Origin of the sequence: Streptomyces toxytricini (assembly GCF_014649915.1) — a bacterium.
GTDB classification, from domain to species: domain Bacteria; phylum Actinomycetota; class Actinomycetes; order Streptomycetales; family Streptomycetaceae; genus Streptomyces; species Streptomyces toxytricini.
The window spans coordinates 1-11,235 of sequence record NZ_BMTY01000027.1; the positions used below are offsets into that span (position 1 = coordinate 1).

The following is an 11,235-nucleotide window of genomic DNA, read 5'->3' on the forward strand; positions in this document are numbered from 1 at the left end:
ACTCGGCGCGACGGACCTGGTCGTGACGGCGAGCAGGACCCGGGCCGGGCGGACGCTGTTCCTGCCCGGCGGATGGGTGGAGCCCTCCGCGCCGTGGATCCCGCTGGAGCAGTGGAAGGCGCCGATGCACGGACTGCTTGCCGACCGGGTCCCGCTGCTCGGCGTGCTCGTTCCGACCGAGCCGCCCGCCGACCTGTACCGGCGGGCGTGGCGCCGGATCACCGACGGAGACGTGCCCCGCTTCGGCGAACTGGAGCTTCGCCGGCGCGGCCGCCGCAGCTGACGGACGCCGACCGCCCCGGGCGGGCGGCGTGCGCCCGCCCGGGGCGGCGGTCATGAGCGGGGCCGCCCGCATCCGGCCCGGATACGCGCCGGGCGGCGCGGACGCCGTGAACCGGCGTGCCGCGCCGCCCGCGCGCTCTGGACAGGAGCCGGGCCGCGCCCCTCACCAATAGTGCTTGCGACCACCCACCGCGTGTCCGGCCGCACCGAGAAGCCACAGCACCAGGCCCACGACCAACAGGATCAGGCCGATCGTCCACAGGATCGAGATCCCGAACACGAAGCCGAGGATCAGCAGAATCACTCCGAGCGCTATCACAACAACCTCCTGCACCCTCTGCCTGGGGGGACGCTCTGCGTATACCCCCGTACGGCGAGCCATGCGTCCCGCAGCCCGCGAGTTTCCCGAGCCGTCCCGCGGGCCCGGCCGGCCCCCGCTCACCACACCGCGTACAGCTCCTCCGGCGAGCGGTCGATCAGCGTCGGGCGCATCCGCGGCGGCGGCCGGTCCCCGTCCAGCCGCAGCCCGGGCAGCGCCCGCGTGAACACCTCCAGGGTGACGCGCAGTTGCAGGCGGGCCAGCCGCGCGCCCGGGCAGGCGTGGGGGCCGTGCCCGTACGCGAGGTGGGGCCGGTTCTCGGGGCGCCGGATGTCGAACGCGTCGGGGCGCGCGTACCGCCGCTCGTCGCGGTTCCCCGACCCGAACGCCACGAGGACGCAGGCCCCCGCCGGCAGGTGCGTACCGGCGAGGACCACCGGGCGGGTCGTACGCCGCCGGAACGCCTGCAGGGCGGTGTCGAAGCGGGCGCCCTCCTCCACCGCGGCGGGGATCAGGCCCGGGTCGGCGCACAGCATCCGCCACTGCCGCGGGTGGGAGAGCAGGTGGAGCAGGGTCGTGGAGACGAGGGCGGAGGTCGTGAGGAAGCCGGCGATCAGCAGGTTCTGCAGGTTCGCCACCAGTTCGTGGCGCTGGTCGGCGGTGAGCTCGCCGCGGCCGGGTGCGAGCGCGGCGATCATGTCCGAGCACAGGTCCTCGCGCGGGTCGGCCCGGTGGTCGCCGATGCAGCGGTCCAGCAGGTGCTGGAGGGCGACGACGTCCCGCGCGGCCGCCGCCTGCGCGTCCGGCGGCAGCGGCCGGAACAGCAGCTCCTCCGCCCGGTAGCCGCCGAGGACGGCCGCCGGCACGTCCGCCGGCTCCAACCCGATCAGCCGGCCCGCCACCATCCCGGGCAGCCGGCGGGCGTACGCCTCCACCAGCTCGGCGGACCCGTCGGCGGCGAACCCGTCCACAAGGCCCCGCGCGCACTCCCGGGCGTACGGCGCCAGCGCCGCGACCCGGCCGGCGGCCAGGCCCCGGTTCAGCGGGGCCCTATGCCGGCGGTGCGCCGCACCGTCCGACGACACCACGGTCGGCCGCGGCTCGAACCCGTCGGCCAGCACGGCCAAGGCGGGCCCGGCCGGCGTGATGTCCGGGAGAAGGGCGCCCGCGGAGGAGAAGTCGTCGGCGCGCCGCAGCACCTCCCGGATGTCCTGGTCGCGCGCGACGAGCCACGCCTCGAACTCCGGCACGTACGTCAGGCCTTCGGCCCGGCGGGCGCGGGCGTACAGCTCATAGGGGTCCCGGTACAGCTCGTCCCGGCTCGCCTGGTCGTGCCATGCCACAGGGGGCCTCCGGATCTGGTCGGTCGCGTCGGATCGGATCGGGCCGCGCCCCGCGGCAGCGCCGCTGCGGGCCGTCCCGCCGCAGCGGGCATCCTGCCGGGCCCGCCGGTCCGCCGGAAGACCGCGTCCACCTGCGCACGGCGCCCCGGGGTCCGCCCGGCGAATCGGGGTCTTCTGGGTCGCGGGCGTCCGGTGCGGTGCGTCGCGAGGCGCCGCGGGTCGCGGTACCGGAGCTTCAGGGCCCTTCGGCAACGCGGCGAGGTGCTGTTCCGGGCGTTGCGGACCGGCCGTCATCCTGCGGATCGGACAGGCCTCGAGGCTGCTCCAACTGCTTCCAGAAAGCCAGTCGGTGCTCCCGCGCGTAGTCGACCGGCCCGACGCGCTCCGGCGCCAGCGACTGCGTGTGCGGCACGCCCGCCCCGGGGTCGAAGGCCGGCCACCGGGGGAGTCCCGCGGCTGCGGGTGTGCCGGCGCGCGCGAACGCCGCCCAGTAGCCGGCCATCGCGTCCGCGAGCCGCGCCTGGGCCGGCGTGAACCGCCGCCGGGCCTCCGCCTCCTCGAACAGGTACGGCGTGTCTCCCGCGTGGTACGCCCCGAAGTCGAACGGCCCGGCGGACGGCAGGTACCAGGGGGCGTTCCGGTCCGCGAACTCGTAGGCGTACGTGGGCACATGACGGGCCAGCGCCAGATGCTGGGCGAACGTGCCCCGCGCCCACATCCGGTCCGTCACCGCCGCCGCCCAGGCGTGCGCGGGAGGCACGGAACCGCCGTCGGGGTACTCGGCGCGGACGGCGGGCGCCCGCGCCGCCCCGAACGCGGTCCGCAGCAGCGCCGCGTACCCATCCCCGGTCAGCGGCTTCCCCGCCGCGTCGTACATCAGCCCGGCGAACAGCCGGTGCTCGTCTCGGGTCGCCCCCGACAGGACGGGGACACGCGCGAACCGGCCCGCGGCGAGCGCCCGCGGCGGAAGCTCCGGCAGCACCTCGCCGCCGTACGCGAACGCCTGGAAGGCGTTCATCACGTACGGCACCCCCAGCACCCGCCCCACCGGCACGGCCCGCAGGCACTCCAGCGCCCGCGCGGTGTCGGGCTGCCCGCAGCCGAGGGCGGCCGCCGTCTCCCGGCCGGTCTGCTCCATCTCCCGCACCGTGCGCCACGTGTACCAGGGGTACGCGGGCACGCCCTCGCCCATGGTCGCGGCCGGCATGTCCATCATGCCCTCGCCGCTGGACAGGACGGCCTGCCGGAACAGGCCGCGCGACCCCGGCGCGGTCAGGTGGCCGGTGATCGCGGCGGCGCCGAACGACGACCCGGCGACCGTCACCCGCTCCGGGTCGCCGCCGAACGCGGCGGCGTTGCGCCGCACCCAGCGCAGCGCCTCCTGCTGGTCCTGCAGCCCGAACGTCCCCGAGCCGCGCAGGCCGGGGTGGGCGAAGCCGCCGAAGACGCCGAGCCGGTAGTTGACGGTGACGACGACCAGGCCGCGCTCGGCGAGGCGGCGGCCGTCGAAGAACCGCCCGCCGCCGACCGTCCCGTCGCCGTGGATCCACACCAGCACGGGCCGGCGCTCCCCGCCGGACGGGGCGGTGACGTTCAGGACCAGGCAGTCCTCCCGGACGCTGGAGATCCGCGCGTACGGGTTCGGGACCTGCGGGCACAGCGGCCCCGGCCGGGTGGCGTCGCGGACCCCCTGCCAGGGGGCCGCGGGGCGGGGGGCCGCCCAGCGGTGCGCGCCGACCGGCGGAGCGGCGTACGGGATCGCGCGGAACAGCCGCAGCCCGCCCTCGGCGGTACCGCGAACCGAGCCCGCGTCGGTACGGACGACGGGGCCTGCGGCCGCGTCCCCGGCGGGGGCCGGCCCGAGCAGCGCGAGCGCCGCCAGTGCGGCGGCGCAGCGGGCGGGCCTCAATAGACCAGCTTGTAGGTGACGTCGTGGGGCATCGGCGCCGGCGCGGCATCGGGGAACGTCAGCCGGATCTGGGTGAAGCGGGTGGTGCCGGGGCGGTCCGGCCAGGGCTCGGGGGCGCTGAGCGTGACCTTCACGGGGTAGGGCCGGAAGCGGCCGGCGGCGCAGTAGGGCCGGCAGTCGTTGACCATGTCGGTCCCGGTGGCGGCGGCGGTCTTCGCGCCCCAGTCGGTCCAGCGCAGCCCCACGAGGCGGTTGTTTCCGTCGCCGCAGGCGAGCAGGTACTCCTCGGGCCGCACCTGGGGCTCCCCGAAGCAGTCGACGACCACGACGGGCGGCGGCGTGGGCGCCGGCACGGGCGCGCGGGCCGGCGCGGCGGTCGGCGCGGCCGCCGCGGCGGGGAAGGCGGTGGCCGCGGCGAGTGCCACGGCCGCACCGGCCACCGCGACCCTGCGGGCACGGGCCGCGACGGCGGCGGCGTGTCGGCGGACTCCGGCTGTGACCACGGGCCCCTCCTTGCCCTCGGCCGCTCCACGCCGTGCCGCGCCGCGGGGGCGGAACGGCGCGGGCGGAACGGCGATCCCACACCACCGCCAGCTTCCCCCATCCCCCGTCCCCCCGCACCCGCAGCCGAACCTGCCGCCGACCGGCCCGGCGGCCCGGCCCCGCCACCCCGGGCCTCGGCTCGGGCCCCGCGTCCGCGGCCGCCGCAGGGCACCGTTCGGCTCCGGGCAGCGGCGGGCCGGGGCCGGCCGGCGCCGTCCGCCGGGAGCGGTGGCAGCTTCCGGTTCGGCGTGGGACGGCGTACGGCCGCGAATCCTGCCCGCCGCGGCCGCGGCTGCGGCCGAGGACGAGCGCCGTGCCGGGGGCGTGCGGATTGCGCAGCCCTGCCGTTGGCGGGAGCAGTCAGAAGCGGGCGCTTGTGACCGGGCCCGTGAAGCCGGCGGGGAGGCGGGGGCCGGTGAGCCAGAGGGCGGCTGCGGCCGTGGCGAAGCGGACGAAGGCCGGGTCGCCGTCGTCGGGGGAGCCGTCCTCCGCGTCGGAGGCCGCCGGGTCGTCGGACGGGTCGGCCGCGACGACGTCCCGCGCGATGTCCTCCTCGGGCCGGTCGTCGGCGGGCCCGCGGCCGTCCGGGCCGAGCTGCGCGCCCCACGGCTCCGTCCCGAACTGGCGCTGCAGTGCAGTGAAGTCCGCGGGTACCGTGTCCGGTTCGGTCCAGGAGCCGGCGTGCTCGTACAGCACCTGGCCGGGGGCGCGCTCGCGCAGTCCGCCGATCACCTCCTCGCCGTGGGCGGCGAGGTCGTACGCCACCACGACGGTGTCGGCGCGGCCGGGAGCGTACGGCTCCAGCGGTACGCCGAGGACTTCGGCGGCGGCCAGCCCCAGGATGCGGTCGGAGCGGCCCGGCAGTGCGCTCACGGCGGTGGGCCGGACGCCGGCGGCGCCGAGCGCGGCCGCGAGGCGGTCGAGGCCGCGCCGGCAGCCGGCGTGGCTGTCGCCGAGGTAGCCGTAGCGGCCGGCCATGACGCCGAAGCCGTACGGGGAGAGCGTGCCCAGCAGCGTGCCGGTCAGGGCGAACTGCCAGCCGCGCAGGTCCCCGCCGTCCAGCGGCGAGACGCCGGCGACGGCCTCGGCGCGGCCGGCCATGCGCCGCAGCCGGTCGTGGGCCCACCCCCAACCGGCGTCCGAGGGCTCCGGCAGGCGCGCGATGCGGTCGAGGGCGGTGGCCGTGTCGCCGGCGAGCAGCGTGTTGAAGGCCAGCAGGTAGCGGCCCGGCCAGGGCTCCGGCAGGCTCTCGTGCCGCAGCAGGACCTCCACCACCTCGGCGTGCCGGTCATCGGCCTCCAGCGCGGTGGCCAGCGTGTACAGCACGGGGCGGGCTCCGGGGGCCAGGCGCAGGGCCTCGCGGAGCGCCGGGACGGCGAGGAAGGGGATGCCCCGCTCCGTGCACCGGCGGCCGAAGTCGTGGAGGGACTGCGGCCCGACGGGCCGGCGGGCGACCTCCGAGGCGGCGCCGGCGAGGTCGCCGTAGCCGACGGCCGCGGCCAGGGCGTGGACCTGCTCGGCGAGGGCGGGGAGGGGTTCGGTGTCGGCGAGGGGCCGGAGGGCGCGGACTGCTGCGGGGATGTCGCCGGCGTCGATCAGGCGCCGCACGTCGTCGAATGCGTTCGTCATCGTGTTGATCATCCGCAGTGGGCCTGCGGCTCGGCAACGCCATTTCCTGCGTCCGGACCGCAGACGCCCGCGTCCGCCCGAGCCGGTGCGTGAGGCGCGTCTCACCGAGCGGACCTTGCCTATGCAACTCGTTGCATAGAAAGATCGGCGGCATGGCGCTCGAACACGCGATCCTCGTCTCGCTCCTGGAGAAGCCCGGCTCCGGCTACGAGCTGGCCCGCCGCTTCGAGCGGTCCATCGGGTACTTCTGGACGGCCACGCACCAGCAGATCTACCGCGTCCTCAAGCGCATGGAGGCCGACGGCATGCTGGCCGTGCGCGAGGTGCCCCAGCAGGGCCGGCCCGACAAGAAGGAGTACTCCGTCGCCGCGCCGGGCCGGGCACTGCTCTCCGCGTGGCTGCACGAGCTCATCGAGCCGGAGAGCATGCGCCACGATCTCGCCGTCAAGATCCGCGGAGCCGCGTTCGACGACCCGGCCGCCCTGGTCCGCGAGGTCGAACGCCACCGCGCCGTGCACCGCGACCGGCTTGCGCACTACCTCGCCGGCGAGCTCCGCGACTTCACCGGGCCCGACGCCCCGACCCCGCTCGACGCCGGGCAGGAGCTCCAGCACGTCGTCCTGCGCGGCGGGATCGCGTACGAGCGGATGACGATCGCCTGGCTCGACGACATCCTCGCCACGCTCCACCGGCTCGCCGCCGCCCCTCCCGCCGGCTGAGCCGGCCCCGCCCGCGGCCCGGCCGGGCCCGCGGGCCCCTGCACCGAACCCGTCCCAGGCCTCCGGCCTTCGACCCACGACCCCTCGGAAGGTGACCCTCCATGGCCGACCCGCTGCTGTTCAACCCGAACACCTACGACCCGGCGCACTTCGACCCCGAGACCCGCAGGCTGCTGCGAGCCACGGTGGACTGGTTCGAGGCCCGCGGCAAGCGCAAGCTGATCGAGGACTACCGCGACCGAGCCTGGCTGGCCGACTTCCTCGCGTTCGCCGCGAAGGAGGACCTCTTCGCGACCTTCCTCACCCCGGCTTCGGCTGCCGGCGCGGACGAGCCGGACAAGCGCTGGGACACCGCCCGCATCGCCGCCCTGAACGAGATCTTCGGCTTCTACGGGCTCGACTACTGGTACGCCTGGCAGGTCACCATCCTCGGCCTCGGCCCGGTCTGGCAGAGCGGCAACGCCGCCGCCCGCGCCCGCGCCGCCGAACTCCTCGCCCGGGGCGAGGTGTTCGCGTTCGGCCTGTCCGAGAAGACGCACGGCGCCGACATCTACTCCACCGACATGCTGCTGGAGCCCGACGGCAGCGGCGGCTTCCGCGCCACCGGCTCCAAGTACTACATCGGCAACGGCAACGCCGCCGGACTCGTCTCCGTCTTCGGCCGCCGCACCGACATGGAGGGCCCGGACGCGTACGTCTTCTTCGCCGCCGACAGCCGCCACCCGGCCTACCACCTGGTCAAGAACGTCGTCGACTCCTCCAAGTTCGTCAGCGAGTTCCGCCTGGAGGACTACCCGGTGGCCGCCGAGGACGTCCTGCACACCGGCCGAGCCGCCTTCGACGCCGCCCTCAACACCGTCAACGTCGGCAAGTTCAACCTCTGCACCGCCTCCATCGGCATCTGCGAGCACGCGATGTACGAGGCCGTCACCCACGCCCACAACCGCATCCTGTACGGCCGCCCCGTCACCGCGTTCCCGCACGTGCGGCGCGAGCTGGCCGACGCGTACGTGCGCCTCGTCGGGATGAAGCTGTTCAGCGACCGCGCCGTCGACTACTTCCGCACCGCCGGCCCCGACGACCGCCGCTACCTCCTCTTCAACCCGATGACGAAGATGAAGGTGACCACCGAGGGCGAGAAGGTCATCGACCTGATGTGGGACGTCATCGCCGCCAAGGGCTTCGAGAAGGACAACTACTTCGCGCAGGCCGCCGTCGAGATCCGCAGCCTGCCGAAGCTGGAGGGCACGGTCCACGTCAACCTCGCGCTGATCCTCAAGTTCATGCGCAACCACCTGCTGGAGCCGGCCGACTACCCGGCCGTCCCGACCCGCCTCGACGCGGCCGACGACGACTTCCTGTTCCGGCAGGGCCCCGCCCGCGGCCTCGGCTCCGTCCGCTTCCACGACTGGCGGCCCGCCTTCGACGCGTACGCCGAGCTGCCGAACGTCGCCCGCTTCCGCGAGCAGGCCGACGCACTCTGCGAGTTCGTCGCCACGATCGCCCCCGACGAGCAGCAGAGCCGCGACCTCGACTTCCTGCTCTCCGTGGGCCAGCTGTTCGCGCTCGTCGTCCACGCCCAGCTGATCCTGGAGCAGGCCCGCCTGACCGGGCTGGACGAGTCCGTCCTGGACGAGCTGTTCTCCGTCCTCGTCCGCGACTTCTCCGGCCACGCCGTCGAGCTCCACGGCAAGGACTCGGCGACCGGTGCGCAGCAGGCCTGGGCGCTCGCCGCGGTCCGCCGCCCGGTCGTCGACGAGGAGCGCTCGGCGCGGGTCTGGGAGCGCGTCGAGGCCCTGTCCGGCACGTACGAGATGGCCCCGTAGCCGCCGCTCGCCGACGCGCCCGCCCTGCTACTCGGCGGGCGCGTCCGCCGGCGCGGTGCGGCGGAGCACGCCGATCTTGTCGATGCGGTGCTCCGGATTGCCGAGGGGGTCGCGCCAGAAGTTGCCCGCGGCGTCGTCCTCGGGCGTCGCGCACGTCGAGATGGTGATCATCGCCTGCGTCGGGGCCCTGCCGGGCGCGCCCGGGACGGCCGCGCGCTGCTCGGCGAGCGAGCGCTCGGAGCGGAACGACGTGCTGCGCGTCGCAGTGATCTCGTACGTGTACGTGACGCCGTCCAGCGTCACGTGCACCTCGGCGCCCGGCTTCACGGCCGGCAGGTCGCGCAGCGGCCCCCCGGCGGACAGCCGGTGCGCGGTCACCAGGAAGTTCCCCACCTGACCGGGCCCGACCCCGCCGCCCTCGCCGTACGGGCTGGCGGCCACGCCGCGGTCCTGGATGCGGGTGCCCGGGGCGTCGTCGGTGGTCCCCTCGTACGGGACCACCCGCAGCCCGGATATCCCGACGGACGGGACGGACAGGGCGGAGGCCCGCTTCGGCACGGCGGCCGACACGGACGGCGACGGCGAAGGCGTCCGCGAAGGCGACGGTGCGACCGCGCCGGAGGCGGCGGGGGCGGAAGCCGCCGAGGCCGTGGCGGCCCCGGCCCCGGCGGGGGCCACGGCCGGACGGGCGGCCGCATCCGGGCTGCAGGCGGCGAGCACCGCGGTGACGGCACCCGCCAGCAGGGCGGCTGTCGCACGTGGCACGAAGATCAAGGTCATGGGCTCGTCCGAGGGGGATCCGCCGGGCCGTACGGGGTGGGGGTGGCCCGGTTCGCCCGCAAGGGTGACATAGGGAGCACCCGGAACATAAGCCCCGCCGCCTGTGACCTGGCCCGCCGCCCACGGCCGCCGAGGCCGGCGGGCTGCGGGGGAATCATCGGGTGAGGTGGTCCGCCAGGTGTTCCAGGCGGTTGCTGTCCAGGGCCTCGCGGTGGGAGAGGCTGTTGCGGGAGCGCCACAGGGTTCGCAGGCGATCCGCCTCGGGCTGGCTCAGGCGGGTGTCCCCCTGGAGGTAGGCGCGCCACATGTCTCCCAGCTCCATCCCGGCCAGAGCGGCCGCCGACCCCGGGGCGCCGGTCGTGCCGGGGCGCGGGCCGGGCACGCCGTCGCGGCGGGGGCCGTACCGGGCGGCCAGATCGGGCAGCGGCAGCCGCGAGCGGCTGCGGATGACCTCCGTGAAGGCCTCCCGGGCCTCGTCGAGCAGCGGCAGCAGCGCGGTGTTCTGCGCGAGCCAGATCCGGGTGCGCACGCCGCGCTCCCATTCCCAGTCCCACTCCGGCGTTCCCGCCTCCCCCGTACGCGGGTCCCGGCCGGCTGCCGTGCCCGGCCAGTGCCGCAGGCGGCCGTCCCAGCGGTCGGCCAGGCCGCCGTCCCAGTCCTCGCGCAGGGCGCCGACCGGTGCCGGGAGCGCCGCGCCCGGCGCGGGCCGGCGCGCCGCGGGCACCGTCCGGGCGGCGTCGTCCGCGTCCGCGGCGCCGGGGAGGAGGCCGTCGTCGCACAGGAGGCGGTACAGCTGCGGCGGCAGCGTGTCAGGGCGGCCGTCCCACTCGGCGGCCAGCCGCTCCGCGAGGTCCAGGAACGGGCCGCACACCTCCACGACCGTGGCCTGCGCCACCGCCTCCAGCAACTGGTGCCGGGCGGCCCGCCCCGCGGCGGGCGGCCGGGCCATCGCGACGACGGTCGCCGTGTCCAGCCGCCCGTGGACGCCCCACCACCAGTGGACGGCGACGTCCTCGCGGGCGACCTGCTCCGGCAGCTCCGCCGCGAGCCCGGAGGGCCCGGCCAGGACGAGCAGGCGCGGCCGGCGCTCGGGCGGCAGGCCCGCCGCCTTCACCGCGGCCGCCAGCCGCCGCAGCAGCTCCGGCGCTGCCGCCGGCGCGGGCTCGTACCAGCCCCGGACGACGATCACCCGCGAGGCGGCGGCGGAGCCGTCCGTCAGCCGGTGCAGCAGCCCGTCCACACCCGCCGCCGGGCCGCTGCCGGCCGCGGGCACGGCGGCGTCCAGCTCCTTCAGGATCCGGTCGGCCAGGTCGTGTGCCGTCGGCAGCCCCCGCTCCGAGACCGTCCCGGCCGCGGAGGGAGCGGCCCCCACGTCCGCCGCCGAACCCGCGGATACCCCCGGCTCCCGCCGGACCCGCCCCGCGTGGCCGCGCGCGTCCGACACCTCGCCACCTGCCGCCGATGCGGAGGAGGCGGGGCCCGGCCCCTGCCGGGGCCCGTCCGCCCGACCGGAGGCGAGCGTGACCTCCCGGCCCGCCGCCGGCGCGGAGGCGGCGCCCGGTCCCCCTCCGGTCCGGTCCGCCGGGCCGGATGCCGCCGATTCCCTCCCGCCCGGGGGCGACGCGGTGGCCGCTGCGCCCGGCTCCTTGCGGGGGCGGTCCGCCTGGCCGGGCGGGGACGGGACATCCCGGCCCGCCGCCGGCGCGGAGGCGGCGGCGCCCAGCGGCCTCCCGGTCCGGCCCGCGGGGCCGGGTGCGGCGGCCCCGGGCCCCTTACCGACCCGATCCGCCCGTCGGTCGTGCGCGAGCGGGTTAATCCGGCCCGTCGTCGCCGTGGAGGCGGCGGAGTCCGGCTCCATTCCGGTCCGGTCTGCCGGACTGTGTGC

General features: G+C 76.6%; 10 protein-coding genes. 3 read left to right on the plus strand and 7 right to left on the minus strand.

All coding sequences use genetic code 11. The features are described from left to right. Nucleotides 1–283: hypothetical protein (locus IE170_RS28260; RefSeq protein WP_189812305.1), on the plus strand; the 283-nt coding region annotated here is incomplete at its 5' end. A 162-nt stretch (nucleotides 284–445) separates the two neighbouring features. Here IE170_RS28260 and IE170_RS28265 read toward each other — a convergent pair. From IE170_RS28265 to IE170_RS28285, 5 genes are all read right to left on the minus strand, one after another. Then, nucleotides 446–601 (minus strand): DUF6131 family protein, encoded by a 156-nt coding sequence (locus IE170_RS28265; protein WP_174250394.1) that lies wholly within the window; start codon nucleotides 599–601, stop codon nucleotides 446–448. A gap of 119 nt (nucleotides 602–720) precedes the next feature. Next, on the minus strand, nucleotides 721–1,944 hold the full coding sequence (locus IE170_RS28270) for a cytochrome P450 (protein ID WP_229885239.1): 1,224 nt from the start codon (nucleotides 1,942–1,944) through the stop codon (nucleotides 721–723). A gap of 235 nt (nucleotides 1,945–2,179) precedes the next feature. Next, nucleotides 2,180–3,853 carry a carboxylesterase/lipase family protein gene (locus IE170_RS28275; RefSeq protein WP_189812307.1) on the minus strand — a complete coding sequence of 558 codons (1,674 nt, stop codon included), beginning with the start codon at nucleotides 3,851–3,853 and terminating at the stop codon, nucleotides 2,180–2,182. Continuing rightward, a complete protein-coding gene (locus tag IE170_RS28280) occupies nucleotides 3,850–4,356 on the minus strand; it encodes a hypothetical protein (protein WP_189812308.1) in 507 nt (168 codons plus the stop codon). The genes IE170_RS28275 and IE170_RS28280 overlap by 4 nt, the downstream gene beginning before the upstream one ends. Nucleotides 4,357–4,756: 400 nt before the next feature. Then, a complete protein-coding gene (locus tag IE170_RS28285) occupies nucleotides 4,757–6,025 on the minus strand; it encodes a tetratricopeptide repeat protein (protein ID WP_189812309.1) in 1,269 nt (422 codons plus the stop codon). Nucleotides 6,026–6,177: 152 nt separating this feature from the next. On the opposite strand from IE170_RS28285, the gene IE170_RS28290 reads away from it, so the two are divergent. Next, on the plus strand, nucleotides 6,178–6,744 hold the full coding sequence (locus IE170_RS28290) for a PadR family transcriptional regulator (protein ID WP_189812310.1): 567 nt from the start codon (nucleotides 6,178–6,180) through the stop codon (nucleotides 6,742–6,744). Between the two features lie 101 nt (nucleotides 6,745–6,845). Further along, nucleotides 6,846–8,570 carry an acyl-CoA dehydrogenase family protein gene (locus tag IE170_RS28295; RefSeq protein ID WP_189812311.1) on the plus strand — a complete coding sequence of 575 codons (1,725 nt, stop codon included), beginning with the start codon at nucleotides 6,846–6,848 and terminating at the stop codon, nucleotides 8,568–8,570. A 27-nt stretch (nucleotides 8,571–8,597) separates the two neighbouring features. On the opposite strand, the gene IE170_RS28300 is transcribed toward IE170_RS28295, so the two are convergent. Both IE170_RS28300 and IE170_RS28305 read right to left on the minus strand, forming a co-directional pair. Continuing rightward, nucleotides 8,598–9,341, minus strand: coding sequence for a sortase domain-containing protein (locus IE170_RS28300; RefSeq protein ID WP_373299069.1), 744 nt, complete (start codon nucleotides 9,339–9,341; stop codon nucleotides 8,598–8,600). A 163-nt stretch (nucleotides 9,342–9,504) separates the two neighbouring features. Next, entirely contained in the window at nucleotides 9,505–10,794 is a 1,290-nt protein-coding gene (locus IE170_RS28305) for a hypothetical protein (protein ID WP_189812313.1), read from the minus strand. Nucleotides 10,795–11,235: the final 441 nt, after the last annotated feature.